Source organism: Paenibacillus timonensis (genome assembly GCF_022427145.1).
Classification (GTDB): domain Bacteria; phylum Bacillota; class Bacilli; order Paenibacillales; family Paenibacillaceae; genus Fontibacillus; species Fontibacillus timonensis.
Map to the genome: position 1 here is coordinate 95,977 of NZ_JAKSXN010000001.1, position 17,390 is coordinate 113,366.

The 17,390-nt window shown below is 54.0% G+C and carries 17 protein-coding genes; 1 reads left to right on the forward strand and 16 read right to left on the reverse strand.

Going from position 1 to position 17,390, the window contains the following annotated elements:
* Positions 1-22 precede the first annotated feature (22 nt).
* The 3 genes from MJ257_RS00485 to MJ257_RS00495 all read right to left on the reverse strand — a co-directional run bounded on the left by MJ257_RS00485 (position 23) and on the right by MJ257_RS00495 (position 3,470).
* Positions 23-1,459 (reverse strand): ABC transporter substrate-binding protein, encoded by a 1,437-nt coding sequence (locus tag MJ257_RS00485; RefSeq protein WP_240267428.1) that lies wholly within the window; start codon positions 1,457-1,459, stop codon positions 23-25.
* A complete protein-coding gene (murQ, locus tag MJ257_RS00490) occupies positions 1,456-2,403 on the reverse strand; it encodes an N-acetylmuramic acid 6-phosphate etherase (protein WP_240267506.1) in 948 nt (315 codons plus the stop codon). Before murQ ends, MJ257_RS00485 begins: the two co-directional genes overlap by 4 nt.
* Positions 2,404-2,606: 203 nt before the next feature.
* The gene (locus MJ257_RS00495; RefSeq protein WP_240267429.1) at positions 2,607-3,470 is read right to left on the reverse strand and encodes a MurR/RpiR family transcriptional regulator; all 864 of its coding nucleotides are present in this window, start codon (positions 3,468-3,470) and stop codon (positions 2,607-2,609) included.
* Positions 3,471-3,845: 375 nt separating this feature from the next.
* Here MJ257_RS00495 and MJ257_RS00500 point away from each other — a divergent pair, with 375 nt between their 5' ends.
* Entirely contained in the window at positions 3,846-4,277 is a 432-nt protein-coding gene (locus MJ257_RS00500) for a VOC family protein (RefSeq protein ID WP_240267430.1), read from the forward strand.
* On the opposite strand, the gene MJ257_RS00505 is transcribed toward MJ257_RS00500, so the two are convergent.
* The 13 genes from MJ257_RS00505 to sigI form a co-directional block, all read right to left on the reverse strand.
* Entirely contained in the window at positions 4,246-5,220 is a 975-nt protein-coding gene (locus MJ257_RS00505) for a nitroreductase family protein (protein ID WP_240267431.1), read from the reverse strand. The two genes, MJ257_RS00500 and MJ257_RS00505, sit on opposite strands and share 32 nt — an antisense overlap.
* Positions 5,186-5,944, reverse strand: a complete 759-nt coding sequence (locus MJ257_RS00510; RefSeq protein WP_240267432.1) for an N-acetylmuramoyl-L-alanine amidase family protein — start codon at positions 5,942-5,944, stop codon at positions 5,186-5,188. Before MJ257_RS00510 ends, MJ257_RS00505 begins: the two co-directional genes overlap by 35 nt.
* Positions 5,945-5,989: 45 nt before the next feature.
* Positions 5,990-7,135 carry an efflux RND transporter periplasmic adaptor subunit gene (locus MJ257_RS00515; RefSeq protein ID WP_240267433.1) on the reverse strand — a complete coding sequence of 382 codons (1,146 nt, stop codon included), beginning with the start codon at positions 7,133-7,135 and terminating at the stop codon, positions 5,990-5,992.
* 18 nt (positions 7,136-7,153) lie between these two features.
* Positions 7,154-8,032: a carbohydrate ABC transporter permease gene (locus MJ257_RS00520; RefSeq protein WP_240267434.1), complete on the reverse strand. Its 879-nt coding sequence runs from the start codon at positions 8,030-8,032 to the stop codon at positions 7,154-7,156.
* Between the two features lie 13 nt (positions 8,033-8,045).
* Positions 8,046-8,927, reverse strand: coding sequence for a carbohydrate ABC transporter permease (locus MJ257_RS00525; RefSeq protein WP_240267435.1), 882 nt, complete (start codon positions 8,925-8,927; stop codon positions 8,046-8,048).
* Positions 8,920-9,486: a hypothetical protein gene (locus tag MJ257_RS00530; protein ID WP_240267436.1), complete on the reverse strand. Its 567-nt coding sequence runs from the start codon at positions 9,484-9,486 to the stop codon at positions 8,920-8,922. Before MJ257_RS00530 ends, MJ257_RS00525 begins: the two co-directional genes overlap by 8 nt.
* Before the next feature lie 3 nt (positions 9,487-9,489).
* Positions 9,490-10,314 (reverse strand): ABC transporter substrate-binding protein, encoded by an 825-nt coding sequence (locus tag MJ257_RS00535; protein ID WP_240267437.1) that lies wholly within the window; start codon positions 10,312-10,314, stop codon positions 9,490-9,492.
* Between the two features lie 183 nt (positions 10,315-10,497).
* The gene (locus MJ257_RS00540; protein WP_240267438.1) at positions 10,498-11,649 is read right to left on the reverse strand and encodes a WD40 repeat domain-containing protein; all 1,152 of its coding nucleotides are present in this window, start codon (positions 11,647-11,649) and stop codon (positions 10,498-10,500) included.
* A complete protein-coding gene (locus MJ257_RS00545) occupies positions 11,646-13,115 on the reverse strand; it encodes a sensor histidine kinase (protein ID WP_240267439.1) in 1,470 nt (489 codons plus the stop codon). Before MJ257_RS00545 ends, MJ257_RS00540 begins: the two co-directional genes overlap by 4 nt.
* 3 nt (positions 13,116-13,118) lie before the next feature.
* The gene (locus MJ257_RS00550) at positions 13,119-13,817 is read right to left on the reverse strand and encodes a response regulator transcription factor (RefSeq protein ID WP_240267440.1); all 699 of its coding nucleotides are present in this window, start codon (positions 13,815-13,817) and stop codon (positions 13,119-13,121) included.
* Positions 13,818-13,916: 99 nt separating this feature from the next.
* Entirely contained in the window at positions 13,917-14,897 is a 981-nt protein-coding gene (locus tag MJ257_RS00555) for an HD-GYP domain-containing protein (RefSeq protein ID WP_240267441.1), read from the reverse strand.
* 176 nt (positions 14,898-15,073) lie between these two features.
* Complete coding sequence (locus tag MJ257_RS00560; RefSeq protein ID WP_240267442.1) at positions 15,074-16,522, reverse strand: anti-sigma-I factor RsgI family protein; 1,449 nt, start codon at positions 16,520-16,522, stop codon at positions 15,074-15,076.
* Positions 16,523-16,524: 2 nt separating this feature from the next.
* Entirely contained in the window at positions 16,525-17,250 is a 726-nt protein-coding gene (sigI, locus tag MJ257_RS00565) for an RNA polymerase sigma-I factor (RefSeq protein ID WP_240267443.1), read from the reverse strand.
* Between the last annotated feature and the right edge of the window lie 140 nt (positions 17,251-17,390).

Here is a 17,390-nt window from a genome sequence, read left to right on the forward strand (position 1 = left end):
CGGCTATCCGAATCCCTGCCGGCTAGTCGATGACGACGCCGTCTTCGCCGAACAGCTTGATCGCTTCGCTCTTGACGGCTTCGTACATCTCCTCCGGCGTGATTTCGTCGGCTAACAACGCTTGCAGTTTGGGGATGATGACCTCGTCCTCCAGCTTGATCGCCTGCGCGCCGAGTTCCACCGGAATGTCCGGACGCGCCGGGTTGGCATGGGACAGCAGCGTCTCTACCGCAGCTACGTTATCCGGGTTGCGGTTCACCGTCATTTCCTTCGCCGCTTCTCTGCCGCTCTTCGTGATATGGGCTGCAAACAGGTCATTGTTTGTCGTGGCCGCAACTTTGCCGCTGGCCAAGAAATAGGCCGCTTTTACGACGTTTGCTTTATGCTCGGCGGTGGGTTCCTTCTTGCCGCGGAAGGTCACATAACCGTCCACGACCGTGCTGGAGATCGGTTCCTGACCGAGGAACGTCGGCACCGGGAGCACGATGTATTCCACCGGAATGCTGCCGGCGACGGCACTTCCGTCGTTGGCTTTCAGCTTTTCGTTATTCTGGTTCGCCGAGTTCTCGAAGGTCGCCAGCCCTTTACCGGTGATCATCGTTTGTCCGGTCAGGAACATATTCCAGCGTTTGCCGGCGTCGACGGAGCTCAGTTCCTTCGGCATCGAGCCGTCATCAATGAGCTGCCGCACCGCCTTCAGCACTTCCAGATAATTTTTGCTCGTATAGGCAAATTTCAAATCCTTCGTAAACGCCGCAGGCATGCCTGCATTTTTAATCAAAATGTTTAAGTAGTCCTTGGCCGTGACGCCGGATGTAGCAAAGACGAATCCGTAGCGTTTGGTCGTATCGCCTTCCTTGACGACGCCTTTTTTGATCGCTTCGCGGAACTCCTCGTACGTCCATCCGTTTTGCTGCACGCTTTTCCAGTCGATCCCCGCTTCTTCGAGAAATTGCTTGTTGCCGCCTAGCGCGTGGACTTCCATGTAAGCCGGGAACCCATACAGTCCGTCAGCCTTCTTCATATATTCGAGCGGCGCCGGATCATAGTCCGCGATCATTTCCGGGGTTACAGTATCGGTAATGTCCATCAACATGCCTTGCTGCACGTATTTCGATATCCCGTCCGACCCGATAAAGGCGATATCCGGAGGACTCCCGGCGTTGACTTGCGTATCCAGCTTTTGCGTCATGTCCTCCCAACTGGCCGGTTCGATCTTTAAGGTTAAATTGGGATAAAGGGCGTTGAAATCTTTCTCCATTTGCTCAAACCGGCTTTGAAAATTGCCGGAAACCGGCGGAAGCAGCGCGGTGATCGTGTCTTTAGCCTCGGCCGGCGCGTTGGCGGAACCCCCGGAATTGTTCGGGGCCGCGGCATTGTTTCCCGACCCGCAAGCCGTCAATAAGCCGATCGACATGGTGAAAGCCAATACGGATGCCAGTACATGCATTTTTCTCATGAATGAAATCCTCCCCCTGGATTATCGTGCGAAACGACCTTGTTTTGCGTACGGATGGCTCGCTTGAGATTGCCATCGCACTCGCTTAATACGCGTTCGGCCTGCTTGGCCTCCATGCCCGTTTTGATCATCAGAATAGCCAATTTGCAGTTTAGCGACGCCTGCTCCAATACTTTGGCCGCCGTCTCGCTGTCGACGCCGGTGGCAAATTTGATGATGCGGATGGAACGGTCATACAGCTTCTTGTTGCTGGCCTTCAAATCCACCATCAGGTTGTTGTAGGTTTTCCCCAGCTTCACCATCGTGCAAGTCGTGAGCATATTGAGTACCAGCTTCTGCGCCGTCCCCGCCTTGAGCCGGGTCGAGCCCATAATGGCTTCCGGCCCCACGACGGGAGCGATGCAAATATCGCAAACCGCCTCGAGTTTCGAAGCCTTGTTGTTCACGATCCCGATGGTCGCCGCTCCCAGTTCGGCGGCTTTCGTTAGTCCGGCGATGACGAAGCTGGCGCTGCCGCTGGCGGAAATGCCAATTACGGCGTCCTTGTCCGTCACCCCAAGCCGTTCGATTAACGCGATCCCCTCCTCTTCGCTATCCTCAAAACCTTCGACTGCCACTCGTAAAGCGAGATCTCCTCCGGCGATATGACCTTGCACCAGATCAGGATCAACGCCGAAGGTGGGCGGACATTCCGACGCGTCAAGCACTCCCAATCTCCCGGAGGTCCCCGCCCCTATATAAAACATTCTTCCACCCTGCTTGAGCAGATGATGTAGAATATCCACCGCCTTGGTGATCTGTGGAATTTCCGCAGCTACGGAGGCGGGCACCGTGGCATCCTCCCGATTGAGCAGACGCAGCATTTCTTCGGTCGAGCATTCATCAATCATTTGCGTGTTCCGGTTGATGGCCTCCGTCGTCAGCCCTGCAAAATATTCTTCCATGGCGTTTTCATTCTCCTCACTGATGATCTGGTCTAATCTCCTCATTTCTTGAGTCTTAGTTTAAAGTGGAAATCTTTACATCGTCAATAGATTTTGAAATAAAATTTTACTATGCAATTTAATTTTGTTTTTTTACTCCTGTAATTCAACAAAAAAAGACATCGGATCGCAGGATCCCATGTCTTCGGACGTTTCGTAAACGGTTATCTTTTGTGCTTGCCGGCCAAAATATTGTGCGTTTTGGACAAATATTTCTTCACGTTCTGGTATTCCGCGCTCGCCACTCCGGCGAACAGCATATCGATGACCGTCAGCATCGCGATGCGCGAACCCATTGCTCCGCTGCGCATCGTCACCTCGGGCGTGGAGATCCCAAGCAGAATGTCCGCTTTATCGGCGAGCTCGCTTCTGTTGTATTTCGTGATGGCGATGGTGGTGGCGTTGTTCTTCTTAGCGATGTCCAGCGTCTCCAGAATCTCCACCGTATCGCCGGAATTGGAAACGAAGATCGCGACGTCTCCTTTGCCCAGCAGCGTTGCTGCCGTCAACTGGCTATGACCGTCGGTATACGCATGGCTCATCTTATTAATCCGCGAGAATTTCTGCTCCCCGTCCTGGCATACCAAGCCGGAGGCACCGATTCCGAAAAATACGATGCGGTTCGAAGCTCGAAGCGCTTTGACGGCACGGGCGACCTCGCCGCGGTCCAGCACGCTTAGCGTATCCTCGATGGACTTCATGTTATTGCGCGAGATGTTGGAAATAATCGTGTTCAGGTCATCCCCGGGCTGGATATCGGTATATTGGTCCTTGCGCTCGTCGTCCATGGAGCCCAGCGCCGCTGAAATACTGACGATAAAGCTTCGGTAGCCGCCGTAGCCCATCGTTTTGCAGAAACGGAGCACGGAAGCGTCGCTTGTCTTGCTGAGCTTGGCCAAGCTTTTGATCGACAGGTGGGGGATTTCCTCCATGTTGGCCAAAATATATTCCGCGACCATGCGCTCAACCGGCGTCAAGTTTTCCTTCATATCGCGGATTTTTATCAAAATATTATCGTTAATCGCCATCTTCTATACCTACTCACTCTGGTTATGATTACTAGACTTGCATTCATATATTAAGCGCAAACCTGACAAAAAACAAGCAAGCCATGTGAAATTTTATGGAAATTCATAGGCGGGAGATTGGAAATTAATTTTAAAGATAATATATCTTTATGTGGATAATTTACGAATATTATTATCGGAATGTAAAGAAAAAAGCCCGTAATTTACTGGATTTCCCGAAACTATCACTGCTTCAAGGTATCTCGAATGAGGGCGGTATGGGTGGAGTTAATATTACCCATTTATGGTTTTGGGTTGATTGAGGCTGGAGTATTCTGGTTAAGCTTAAGAAGGGATACCCTATTGCTTAACGAAATGGTCGAGGAGGAAATTAACGTGCCTATTGACGCATATTTGTATTTCGATGGGAACTGCCGCGAGGCGGTTGATTTTTACGCCCAGGCATTCGGCGTGGAGCGGCCGCAGATTCTCACCTTCGGCGAAGCGCATTCCGCCGAGCCGGATTATACGCTTCCCGAAGCAGCGAAAGACCGGGTCATGCACGCCAACCTTAAGGTTAGCGGCAGTAACCTGATGTTCTCCGACGTGTTCCCGGGTTCGCCCTACACCGTCGGAACGAACATCAGCTTGGCGCTTGTCAGCCCGAACCGGGAGGAAATCACCGCCGCGTTCGAGCGTCTGAAGGAAGGCGGCACGGTCCAAATGGAGCTGCAGGAGACTTTCTGGAGTCCTTGTTACGGCAACGTAAAGGACAAGTACGGGATCGAATGGCAGCTTAGTTACGACGACGGGAGAAACGGCATGTAATTAAAAGTTCGAACCGGATCACGCGGGGAACGGCTAATTTCGCTGGCGGATGGGCTTTCTCGCCTCCCAGCTCCAGCACCGCCGCGATCCGCTCCCCCGGTTCGACGCCATAATGCCGACACTGCTGCGGATCGTAAATCCATTCGGGTCTGGTCCGGCGCACGCCCCAAGGTTTGGATTTGGCCAACAGCTCAAAGTTCTGGATCAGGCAGCACACCGCTGCGTAAACCTCCTCCCGCTTGTGCGGATCCGACTCTTCCTTGGCCACAACGAGGAGGTGCGCCTTCGCACTTCCCGGAAGGGACGCCCGAACATTTCCGCCCGATTCCCCGCCGGTCACGAAGATAAATCTCCACGGTTCCCTCAACCCGTCATTCGGCGCCCAAACCGCGCCGTTCAGCGTTTCAAGAATGCTGCGCTCGGAAAGCGCCGCGGCATCAGACGGTATCCCCGGAAGCACTCCACTTCCAAGGAGGACCGTCCATTTTTGCTCTGCCGGCGTTCTTTTCCGCCCTTTCGGCGCCTTATCGAAATAACCCATATGCAAAATACCGACGAATCTCTCGCCTTGCCGCACACCGATTCTCGCTAAAAACGACTCGCTTTGCACGAACGGCTCCGTATCCCATAACGCGCCCAAACCGCGCTCCCAGGCCAGCAGCTGCAACGTCTGCATAATACTGCAGGCAGCTGCGTAATTTTCATCACTTTGGCGCTGGTCGGCTCCGGATTCCGCCACGACGATCAGGTGCGCGGGAATATCCGTCACCCTTTTGGCAATCAGTTTGGTAGGGACCAGTTTGCCCAGCCGGCTGTCCAACATCTTAGCCATCATGTAGTCCGCGAGCCGCTCTCTCGATTCCGGCGTACCGGCGTAGATGCAGCGCCACTGCGGCGTTCCTTCGGATTCATATAATTCCGCCGCCTCGTTTATAAGAGCCACGACCAGTTCCTGAGGAAAAATACTGCTTCAACGCATCCACAATCGCCTGGGCGGCTTGTTCCTGCCCCGCCTCGCTTAACAATACGGTCTCGTTGCCGGGATTCGTCAAAAACCCGACCTCCGCCAAAACTGCCGGTACTTCGCTTGTCCGCAGCACCTTCCAGTCTTCTTGACGGACTCCCCGGTCCTCGAACCCCAAAGCCTCGATCAAATGCTGATGAATGTCCTGTGCCAGCTCGCTGCTGCCATCCCCCCCGGCAAAGTAATACGTTTCCGTGCCGGACACCTCCTCTCGCCCTTCATACGTATTGCCGTGCAGCGAAATCAATGCGTCGGCGTGCATCTCGTTAGCAAGCCTGGCCCGTTCCTCCAAAGCGATGAAACTATCATTCGTCCGCGTTAAATAAGGTTCGAACATCGGATCGCGCCAAAGCAACTCATAGACGCGCTGCGCGAGTGAAAGCGTAAAGTCCTTCTCCTCCACGCCGCTGACGCTGTTTGCCCCCGGATCCTTTCCCCCGTGGCCGGGATCGATGACGATCCGGTACGCCCCTTCCGTTTTGCCCGGAACGACGGTTTCCTGCCCGGCCGATGGCGCAGAGGACAAAAGACTTCGCCCGTTACCGGCGCCGGTTCGTTCGCCACCGATCCCGAATACGCCGCCTAAGATCAACAAACCTAATACGATGATTATAACCGAGATGAAATAAAGTATTTTCGCCATTCTCCCCATTACGTTGGTCTCCCCTCGAATTCTCCTCTTTCCCGCTTAATAACGCACGCGGACTCCTTCGATGATCGGGTCTGTGCTGTCCACGATCACCTGCTGCCCGTCAAACAAGCCTCCGCTTACGGACGTCGTATGCCCGTTCGAGCCCGCAACGACGATCCCGGTCCGTACGGCAAAATACGCATTGCCGAGCGGCCCTTCCCTGGACTCGACCGTATAGACGAATGATCCGGCATCATCCTTCCGGACCACCGCGTTGGGAATCAGCAGCGTCCCTGGGTTTCCCGACTTCGCTAACGTGATCCGCGCTTTTTCCCCGCTGCGCAAATCATCCCCTTGCAGCGATACCGTCAATAGCTGAGCAGGAGCAGCGTACCCGTCTGTGCCGCTTGCCCCGTCGCCGGAAGCGCCGCCCCCCGTCCCCGCTCGCAGGCCGGAAACCTTGCCCGTAACCGATCGGTTATCCTGATCCGGTAACAAGACGTCCAGCTCGTCGCCGATCCGCAGCAACTCCGCGACATCGCCCGGAATTTGCAGTTCCAATCGAAAACCCCTTGAGGCATTCGACATGCGAATATCCGGCCCTCCGGCGGAAGTCAGCCCTTCCTCCGCCGATATCCCGATAATGGTTCCGTCGAACGGGGCGTTCAGCCGGCGGTTTTCCTCCAGACTCTGCTGCAAGGCCGCAAGATGCTGTCCCTGCATGGATATATCGATGTTCGCGGTCTCGATCGCGGCTTTGGCGTTTTGCTTGGCCGCTTCATCCCCGTCCTGCGCCGCTTGTTTATAAGCGGCTTCCAGTCCGCCAAGCGACAGCTTGAGCTTCTCAAGGCTTGCTTTCATGTCGGCCAGTTGCTGCTGCGCTTCACCGGCGTCATACTCGATCAGCGTATCTCCCTTTCGAACCCTGTCCCCTTCCCGAACCAGCACCTTGGCGGCCTTCCATCCTGCCGGATTCGCCAAATCCCGCTCGGCTCCATACTGCAACGCCGCCGTGCCTTGAAAGGAGTGGACCAATTCGCCCGGGCTCGCTTCGGCCGTAAGCACTTTCGGCAGGGTAAGTCCCTGCAGCGTGTTGCCTAACAATGTAAAAATCAACAGCACACCGATAAACAACCCGGCAAGCAACCTGATTTTACGCTGCCGGGCGTTCAGCCGCCGTTCTTCGTTCGATGGCGAATCCAATGCGTATCACGTTCCCTTCTACCCTTTGATGCCCGAAAGCTGAACCCCTTGGATGAAATAGGACTCGGCATACAGATACAACAGCACCATCGGCGCCATATAAACCGCCGACGCCGCAAAGCTCACGCCTCGCGCGTCCGCTTCGATTTGCGCCAGATACAGCGACAACGGCTGCTTGAACGTATCCTGAAGGAAAATCAACGGCTGCTCAATCATGTTCCAGTAATCGACGAACAAGAGCACCGCCAGCGCGGCAAGTCCCGGTTTAACGAGCGGCAGTACGACGCGGGCAAAAATCGTCCACTGTCCCGCCCCATCCATTTTCGCCGCTTCTGTGTAGGCATTCGGGATATGGGTCATAAACTGGCGCAGCATAAATACCCCAAACGCGCCGAAGATGCCCGGTAAAATAATCGCTGCTTCCGTATTCATCAGGCCAAGCTCGTCCACCACCAAATAGTTCGGGACCAGCGTCACCTGAAACGGCATCAGCATCGTCATGACATAAATCAAGAACAGCTTGTCCCTGCCGCGAAAGCGAAGTTTCGCAAATGCATAGGCCGCAAGGGAGGCCACCAGCGTCTGGCCGGCAACAATCGGAGCCGTCATGCCGGCCGAATTCCAAAACATCCGCAGGAATTTGGAATTCATGATCAATACCTCGCGGTATTGTTCGAAACTCAGCCAGTCGGGAAGAAGCTTCAGATTCACGAAATTGTCCTTGCCGCCCATCGCAATATCCGTCATCTGTCCGATAAGGTCGTAATTCCATCCGATTTCCCGTCCCGTCATCAGCGAATTCGTTAAGGTCAAGACCAGCGGTACCGCCATCATCGCGGCAAACATGCCGATGATCGCCGTTAAAGCGAGTTTGGGAAGCCATTGCGATATTTTCATGACAAGCCCTCCCTTACTCCAGAACATCCCGAAACCGGCGCTCCACGGACAGGAGAACCGTAACCAGGGCGACGATGCAGGCGACCATCAGCGTTGCCGCTGCCGTCATCTTCTGGATATCCAGCGAGGCGAACATGTTGTTCATGTAATGCTGCAGCATGTAGATCCGGTCATAGGGATAATCGCCGGCAAGCAGGTACGTTTCGCGAAAAACTTTAAACGAATTAATGATCGAAATCAGGATGACGAAAAACATCGCAGGCGTCAGGTAAACCAGCGTGATCCGGAAAAATTGATGCACGGGCCCCGCCCCTTCCATCCGCGCCGTCTCGTAATAATCCTTCGGAATGGATTGCAAGGCGGCCAGAAATAAAATCATGTCATAGCCGATGTTCTTCCAGAGATACATTACGGCAATCACGGCCATCGCCCCGTCCGATTGGAGCCAATCGACCCTCCCGAAGTGAAAGTCATGCAGCCAAGCGTTCAAGGTCCCGTTCCAGTCGAACAAAATTTGCCAAACTGTTACCACCGAGGCAACCGGGACAACGAGCGGCAAAACAAACGCGGTCTGCAGCCCCTGGCGGAAAAACAGCCGTTGATTCAGCAGCAGCGCAAGCGTCAGCGATATCGCAATCAGGAGTGGAACGCTGATCCCCGTAAACAGCAGCGTATTCGCTGCCGCTTTTCGGAAGGAACCGCTGGAGAGCAGGTCCGCATAATTTTCGAGACCGACGAACTTGCCGCCGACCGCGCGGTCCGTAAAGGATTCATAAATGCCGTAGACAAAAGGAATCAGGTAAAAAAGCGAAAAGCCGATGGTGCTTGGCGCCAAAAACAGCAGAGCCGACCCGGCGTCTCCACGCAGCCGGAAGGCCGTACGGAGCCTATTCATTGAGGTAGGTCGTGACTTTGTTTTGAATCAACTTCGCGACCTCCTCCGCCGATTTTTGCCCGCTAAAAAACGCTTTGGATTCTTCATAAACCATTTCGGCTATCTTCGTGGATTTGGTGTTTCTGGGTACCGGATGAGACGCTCCGGTCAGGTACTTCATCAACCCGTCCAGCTCTTCATCGTTGACCTTGACCGGTACGCCATGATGCGGCCCCTCTTTTTCGGTCGGTACCTGCCCGTCCTTTTTCAATTGAGCGACTTCCCGGTCGTACAGTTTTTTATTGATCGGAAAACCGGCATGAATCGGAGAAACCGAAACTTGATCCGACATCATGAACTTGATGAAGTCCCAGGCCTGCTCTTTCACCTTCGAGTTTGCGCTGATACCGACGCCGCGGTAGACCTGAAAATAACCTCCAACGCCGGCTTCCTGCGCATGCGGCTGAACGAATAGCCTCATATCCAAACCGCGTCCCCCGCCGTTCAACGTTTTGAAATAATCGCCGGGAGAGTTGATTTGGACAGGGAGGAACAGCGGCTGGCCGTCCGTTCCGATCACGCCTTATTCGGACATCGCTTTGACCTGCTTCATCAGCCCCGTGAAGGAAGCGGAGTCAAAATACACCTTGCCCATGGCTTCATCCATAAACAAGGAAGCATTGTCGGACACCATCCAATTGAGCATATCTTGCGGTTCTGCATAGAGGGCTTGCCGGTATTCACCGCTTACCAGCTTGTTGGAGATTTCGGCAAAATCATTCCACGACCACGTCTGGTCCTCGATCTTTACGCCCGACTGTGCGATGGCGTCCTTGTTCGCCGAAAGACCTACCAGAAAGAAAGACAGCGGCATTTTGTAAATTCCGTCGCCGGTTTTGGCGTTATCGAGAATATTGGCAAAGTAATCCTCTTTGTTGAAAGAGGAATCCTGACTCATCATCGTTTCAAGATTGACGAGCAGCCCATGCCTTACATAACTTTCGACCGGCAAGTCATCGAGCTGGATGAGATCGGGGCCTTTGCCTGCCAGCATCGCGGTGCTTACGCCGGTTTGAAACTTCTCCATCTCGGCTTCCAAATGCGAATCATCGGTCCGGACATCCTCCAACTGAATCGTGACGTCCGGATGTAGCGCTTCATATTTCCTTTTCGCTTCCTGAAAACGCTCGTCCGGGAAAAACATCTGGAACACGACGGTCTTTTTGCCGCCTGTGCCGGTTCCGCCGCCGCTATCCTGAGGCGCGTTATCTCCCGTCTTCGCCGGGTTCGAACCGGCCGCATTCGTCCCGGATGTGCCGGCTTGCGGACTTCCTCCGCCTCCGCTGCAGGCGGCGATCGTGAATAACACTAGACAACTCGCAATAGCGAGCGATATTTTGGGCTTCATCCTCGCCTGTCTCCTTTCGGCCGATATCGGTGTCAATACCGGTCTTCTTAATGTAAAGGAGAGATGTCATCAAGGTTTGGCCGAGTTGTAAACAAAATGTCTCCAAAACAAAAAGCATCCCGGGAAAAATACGGCGGCTGTTCTAAGCTCCGTTTTCCTCGGGATGCTGGTTTGACAATGGATTTATTTAAATTCAATGATAAGCGGCAAATACTCTGAGGCGGCCGGTCCGGACACGATTTCCGACTCTCTTGCTTCTTGCTGGCCCGGTAATGCCGCGTAGGATTTTTGTCCTTGAACCAGCAGCTCGCCGTTGTCCGGACTCCATGCCATTTGCCAGGGAATCACGCCTTGATAGAGTGATTTTTGACTTAGAATGCTATTCCCTTGCAGCTTTCCGGCATAGATCGTATCTTGATTTTTCGTATAAGCGATATATTTCCGGTCAGGGGATAATTGAAACGTATCCGCGCGTTCCAGCAAAACGGCGACCGCATCGTTTCGGGGATCATACGTATACAGCGCGCCGTCCCGTCCGATAAATGCCGCCTGATCGCTATTTATCCAGGCCACAGGGGTCCCACCGGCAAGCTCATGTTGATAAAGAGCGCTAAACTTATCGCCATTCCATGTCCCGATGGTTAATTCGGGTCGATCCGAATAACCGTTGATGATCAGGGCGGTTTTTCCGTCATCCGAGAATTTGACGGTCACGCTGAAATTCTCTTTGCCTCCTCCCGGCATGGCATAGTGCCGAAGCTCCCCGCTTTCTGAATCGTATAGGTTAACGGTAACATCTTTCATCCTGTCGTCGGAAGTTACATAAGAGAGATAGCGGCTGTTATCGGACCACATGAACCATTTGGATAAAAATTCTCTTGAAGTGGACTTGTCGACGACTTTCTCCGATTGATCGGCGAGCGAGATCAACTGCAACGAGAAGGATCCATCGCTTTCCGTCCCGTAGGATACGGCATAACGTCCATCCGGGGACAAGCCCAGAATGGCGGTTTTCTTGTCGAGCGAAAACAGCTTCTCCCCGGACTCAAAAGGAGCGACAAGGCTTTCCAGGGTTTGCCCGGAAACCCTGTCCTGAGTGAACCTTAACAGCTCGTCCGGTCCGTACCACCCAATAACACTACCACTTCTCCATATATCCTCGGGAAGCCGGAATATCGTTTTGACCTCGAACAGCCCGTTGGTTTGGCTTTGCTCGCGGTCTTCTTCCGTGTCGGGAATGATGATCGTTTGGGGGCGCTGATCCCTCATGCATCCGGACAGCAAGAAGCCGGTCAGGACGATCGAAGCCAATAGGAACGTTATTTTTTTGCTCATGGCCGCTCCCTCTCCGCTTTCATGTAAGGCAGCTCCACCACGACGGTGGTCGTTTCGTTCTCGCTAGTCATGCGGATGCTGCCTCCGTGATCGTCGACGATCGATTTGGCGATGCCAAGCCCCAGACCGACGCTGCCCGCTTCCTTGGCGCCTTGGCGGTCCGGCAAATAATATGGTTCGAAAATTTCTGCCAGATGCTCCCGTGAAATCGTCTTCCCCCGGTTTGCAATAACGAATCGAACCGTCTCCCCGGCACGCACGGCTTCGGCCTTGATCTCCGAATGGATGTCGCTATATTTGACCGCATTATCCAGTAAATTGATGAACAATTGCCGGATTCGGTCTCCTTGAGCGAAAACATGGAGCTCCTCCGCGATATGGCAACGAATCGTCTTTTGGTATCGTTTGGCCTTAAACGTCAGCGCCTCGCATACATCACGCAAGATTCGTCCCGTTTCGACGCGACTGAACTCCTCCTGGCCGGCGGTCTCCCGCGATAACTCCAGCAGCCTCATCACCAGGGCGTGCAGTCGCTCGCTTTCCTGAACAACGTGGTTCATCCCTTTGTCGAAAAAGGCCGGATCCGATTCGCCTTGCTGCCGGATGATTTCCGCGTAGCCGAGAATGGAGGTCAACGGCGTTTTCAACTCATGGGTCACATTGTCGAAGAAGTTCTTCCGCTGCCGGTTCAAATGCTCGAGGCGATCGCGATCCCGTTCGATTCGAACGATTTGCTGCTTGATTTGCCCGATCATTTCGTTGAAGTTCGCAGCCAACCGGCCGATTTCGTCCCGCCGTGCCCGTTTGATGTCGATGTGGACGTCGAGATTCCCGTTCATCACTTCGTTGGAAGCTTTGCTAAGCTTGACCAGTGGAATGGTAATATTGCGGGACAGGATATACGAAAACAGGAATGCCGCCGCGAAAATCGCCAGCGCCAGATAGGTGATCGTATTCAAAATCGTGCCGGTCTGCTCGTGCAGCAGAGTGAAGTCTTTGGCGAACCGCAGAATCCCCACTTTGGTTCCGTCGATCACGACAGGATATGAATAGTGAACGGCGGCCGTCCCCTCTTCATAGGAGATCGTGTATGCGGTTTTTCCCGCAAGCGCCTGCCTCAAATCGTCGTCGGACACGCCGGCAAAAGCCTCGCCGGAGGTAGAATACAGCAGGACGCCGTCCAATGTGTAGGCGCTTATCTCGCTGGAAGTCGCCCGGTTCAGGTCCGTGACCATCTCCTCGGCCATCTGACCGAAATAGAGGTCATCGTTCGTAAAGTGATTGATCAGGAAAGCCTGGCGAACATAGACGTTGCTGTTTTTTTTCAGCCCGATCAAATCGTCCGTAATGATTCTCCGGTTGCTCGTTTGAATGATGTGGTCGATTGTTTGATTCAGCAGCAGGAAAGACAAGGCAAAAATTAGAAAAAAACCGACGAGAAACTTTCCCTGAATGGTGCGGATCATCTTCTAGTCCGCCTGCTTCTCGAATTTGTAGCCGATTCCAAACACGGTCGTGATCAGGTCGCCCGCATCCAGCTTTTTGCGCAAGCGCTGGATATGGGTATCCACTGTGCGCGTATCTCCGGGAAAGTCATATCCCCACACGAGATCGAGCAGGTCGGTGCGCGAATAGATTTTGCCCCGGTGGCGATATAGGCGCAGCAGCAGATCGAATTCCTTCGGCGTCAAATCGACGGGCTCGCCGTCCTTGCGTACAAGCCGTTCGCTTTCGACCACCTCGATATTTTTGAAGCGAATCCGCTCTTCCTCCCGGGATTCCTCATGCCCTTGGCCCGCCGGCTGCACCCGGCGGAGAATCGTGCGAATGCGTGCAAGCACCTCGCGCAAATCGAACGGCTTCGTAATATAGTCGTCGGCGCCGAACTCGAGGCCGAGGATTTTATCGGTAATGTCGGACTTCGCCGTAATCATCAGGATCGGGATGTTATGGGTTGCCGTCACTTTCTTGCAAATATCCAGCCCGCTTTGATCCGGCAGCATCCAGTCCAGCAGGAGAAGATCCGGCCGGAACCTCTCCATAAGCTCCAACCCTTCCATCCCGTTGCCCGCTGTCCGGGTATAAAACCCTTCCTTGGACAGTCCGTAAGCCAGCAGATCGGCAATGGCCGATTCGTCGTCTATGATGAGAATTTTCTTTTTGTTCATAAGTATCCTCCATCGTACGTCTCGAACCTATTTTACCCGTCTACGGCTGATCGGGAAAGTTTTATGCAGTTGACGAATCGTTTTTCCCGGATGCACGCATCAAGCTTCAAGGTGCCGGGCGATCATCAGCGTGGGATGTTCCGCGAGGGGAACCTCCTGTCCGGTAGTTAACAAACGTACCGTCGGTCTTTGCAAATGCGATTCAATCCGGGTAACGATGGCAGGTTCTCCATTACTCAGTATGACTTTGGAACCCGGTGGATAGGGAGCGACCCCTTGAACGAAGGATTGGACGATTCGCGGATCAAAACCGCTGCCGTTCTGTGCCATCACCGCTTCAATGGCTTCATGCGGGGCGACATGGAGCACCGAAACCAAATTTTCATAGAAATTGGCCAAGCCGCAAATTTGCGCATATTCATGGATTTCCGCCCCGGAGATTTTCCTTGGAAACCCGGTGCCGTCGTATTGCTCGTGATGCTGGAAGGCGACATGGGCCGACAGTAAGCTGACCTCGCGAACCGACCGCAGATAGTTGAAACCGGCCTCCGGATGTCCGTCTCTCCCGCTGCAAAGCCCTTTTCCGATGTCATGCAGCAAACAACCTACCGCCAAGTCCCTCAATTGAAGATCATTGTAAGATAAGGACTTGGCGATTTGCAGGGAAAGCAGCGCCACGTTCACGGCGTGGGCATAGTTATGAAGTTCCGCGGCAATCGCCGTCACCGGAACGGAAATGGCGACCGGCCGCCGCTTCACTTCATCCGCCAAGCTTTTGGCCCCCTGAAACAATTGTTTCGTCGGGAAAGGTTTATGTTCGGCGGCTGCCGTATAAGCCAGCTTGACATGCTCGATTAACTCCAACCAGGTGGGGATGTCCAGCATTTCTTCCAGCGTAATTCCCTTCGACTCGGAATCTTCGATCACGAGATGGGAAATCCCCATATGCTTAAACCGTTCCAGGTATTTCGGGTGAACGGTATGGTTCGCAGCGAGCAGTACGCGTCCCCGGCTGTCATAAACCGCCCTCGCCAACTGCATGGCTTGCTCGTTGTATTCGGTGATTGGGATTACTCTCATCTAAGTTGCCTCCTTTAAACTTATCGCGGGACCGAACCGTCGTACGCGACTTATTACCTATTACGAAAAGACTAGTCCCGTTTGCGGGGGGCGCGGCATAAAAAAATTGCTCGAAACGAAAGCCGTTCAGCTTTTTCGTTTCGAGCAACGCGATCCATTGTTATTCCCGTTATATACTAAGGTTTCCCTCTCCCCGAACCGCTTCCCGAAGAACCCGGGTCCGTGGGTGGCGATGGAGAGGGAGACGCGCCGGAAGAGGCCGCAGGTTGCTTGGCCTCTTCACGGGGATGTTCCGTCGCCTCCGAAGGCTTGCTTGATTCGGCCCCCGCCGGTGCAGCCGGTTCGGCGACGATATCCTCCTTGCCCTCTCCGGGTGCTTTTCCATTTGAAGCGTCAACCGGTGTCTGGTCCTTGTCGCCTTGTCCATTTCCTTGTCCATTTCCTTGGCCATTTTCCGGCGCCCCGGTCCCGTTATCGTCTCCTTGCCCCTTGTTCCCGGCAACCTCGGACGACTCTTCTTTCACAGGGTTCTGCGGCTTGTCGCTGCCTTGCGGACTGATCTTCGAGGCTTCCTCGCTTACGCTCCCTGCCTTCCCTTGCGGTTCGCCTGAGTTTCCGGAAGGCGGGTTCCCCGAAGGTTGATGCTTGGACGCTTGGTTCGTTACCGGCTGGGTTGGCAGCTTCGCCGGGGCTTCCGTATTTTTCTCGACCTCTCCTTTCGATGAGCGATCGATCTCCGGTGTACCTTCGCTTCCTTGCTGCGTCTTCGCGTCCGGGTTTGCAGAAGCCGGCGTCTCCTTCATTTTTGGTTTCGAGCCCGAAGTACCGGCCGCTTCGCGACTCTCCGGGCTTGCGCCAACATCGTCGCCGCCTTGCTCGAGAAGAATCTCGGGCGTGATGCCCGCTTCTTTCAATACCGAGACGATCGAATGCGTCCTTAATTCCGCGATGTCGAGCTGAATGCCTTGCGAGGCGGCCTGCTCATACACGATATATTTGTTAATGGATAACTCGCTCTGTACTGCCTTTTGGATATCCGCGGTCGTCGCCGCAAACAGTTCCAGCGTGTACTTTTCACTGATAGGGAGGGTTGAGCGGTCGATCGCGAAAGCCGGCGCGCCGCTATCCGCCGGCGGAACGACGGTCATCCAAATCCAGGTTTTGGCCGTCCCAGCCTCCAAATACCCTTGCCGCTCCGCTTCGGATATGATTCGTTCAACGGCCGCAGCGAAGCTTTTCCCCATGAGCTGCTGCTTCGTCACGATGGACTTGGCGTCGTCGTTGACCAGCCGCACCTTCGCGACCTTGCCGGCTGAAGTCACCCCAAGCTCAATGCTGGGGTTGATATCGATGGCAACCAGCGTCAACGGCGGCGTGGATCCCGTCATGAACTTCAGCATAAAGACGATGCCTAACAACAGCAACACGGCCGCAGCCGCGGGTGCTACCAATCGGGACGCCTTAAATCTTCTATTCCTTGTTGCGCCAGGCCGATCCGCCATTGGCACCGGGATGTTGTCACCTAACCTGGGCAAAACCGCCTGCCGGGGGAGATTGCGAAAGGTCCCGTCTTCGCATAAGACGACGATTTGATTCTCCGTAATTTTCATGACCGTTCCTCGCATCCTCAATCCTCCTCCCCATCTGCAACCGCGACGGTGTTTTTGATTCGTTGAAATTCCCCGCAAGCATAAATCAAGATTAACGCGATCAAATATTTCCGGTTACGCTCCAAGGTTTTGGAGCTGACTTTGAATACGGACAACATTTCTTTAGCCGGCAGTCTTTTGGTCGTCTTAAGCGTATTCAGCCATTGGGGATGCTCGCCAAAGGTTTGGGCCATGCGAATCATTTGCTTTCTCGTATCGCGATGCTTGGGGGAACATGCCTCCAGATCTTCCAAGGCAACGCCGTATTGCCGCAACGTTTCATCATACAACCGAAGCTCCTCGGCGAGCGCCTGGGCGGTTTGTTCCCGGTCGTATAACTCCAACGAACTGGCGATCTCCAGCGGGGTTTGAGCAATCCCCTCGTCATGCGCTCCGTCCCAAACGGCACTTTCCATTTGCGCATATTTTCCCTGCCTGCGAAATTCATCGACAAGACGATGACGTATAACCATATAAGCATAATTGTCAAAAGATTTCCCGGAGGCTTCCTGATACCGGTCGATGGCCTCGTTTAATGCAATGATTCCGATGCTGGCTTCATCCTGGCTCCAGCTGACCTGCCTCTTGCAGACATGGGATACCGCGCGCAGGATGAAAGGGCGGTAATAATCGATCAGCAGATCCCGGTCGATTTTGTTCCCCGCTTGCGCTTGATGCAATATTTCGTCTATCGGTCTGTCCAACACAGCGGATCACTTCCTATTACGTAAAAATGACTACGGTTTGTGGGGGTATCCTCTATATAACTTTATCGTTGGCAAGAGCGGGTTGCTGAAGCCTACCGGCAAAAAAGCAACTTTAGCCCCAAAAATAGCGAGTTCGT

Excerpts from the sequence above, each read along its gene's own strand:
- MJ257_RS00525 (WP_240267435.1), bottom strand. The coding sequence starts at position 8,927 with ATGAATAGGCTCCGTACGGCCTTCCGGCTGCGTGGAGACGCCGGGTCG.
- MJ257_RS00485 (WP_240267428.1), bottom strand. The coding sequence starts at position 1,459 with ATGAGAAAAATGCATGTACTGGCATCCGTATTGGCTTTCACCATGTCG.
- MJ257_RS00545 (WP_240267439.1), bottom strand. The coding sequence starts at position 13,115 with ATGATCCGCACCATTCAGGGAAAGTTTCTCGTCGGTTTTTTTCTAATT.
- MJ257_RS00560 (WP_240267442.1), bottom strand. The coding sequence starts at position 16,522 with ATGCGAGGAACGGTCATGAAAATTACGGAGAATCAAATCGTCGTCTTA.
- MJ257_RS00520 (WP_240267434.1), bottom strand. The coding sequence starts at position 8,032 with ATGAAAATATCGCAATGGCTTCCCAAACTCGCTTTAACGGCGATCATC.
- murQ (WP_240267506.1), bottom strand. The coding sequence starts at position 2,403 with ATGGAAGAATATTTTGCAGGGCTGACGACGGAGGCCATCAACCGGAAC.
- MJ257_RS00555 (WP_240267441.1), bottom strand. The coding sequence starts at position 14,897 with ATGAGAGTAATCCCAATCACCGAATACAACGAGCAAGCCATGCAGTTG.
- MJ257_RS00535 (WP_240267437.1), bottom strand. The coding sequence starts at position 10,314 with ATGAAGCCCAAAATATCGCTCGCTATTGCGAGTTGTCTAGTGTTATTC.
- MJ257_RS00510 (WP_240267432.1), bottom strand. The coding sequence starts at position 5,944 with ATGGCGAAAATACTTTATTTCATCTCGGTTATAATCATCGTATTAGGT.
- MJ257_RS00540 (WP_240267438.1), bottom strand. The coding sequence starts at position 11,649 with ATGAGCAAAAAAATAACGTTCCTATTGGCTTCGATCGTCCTGACCGGC.
- MJ257_RS00550 (WP_240267440.1), bottom strand. The coding sequence starts at position 13,817 with ATGAACAAAAAGAAAATTCTCATCATAGACGACGAATCGGCCATTGCC.
- MJ257_RS00495 (WP_240267429.1), bottom strand. The coding sequence starts at position 3,470 with ATGGCGATTAACGATAATATTTTGATAAAAATCCGCGATATGAAGGAA.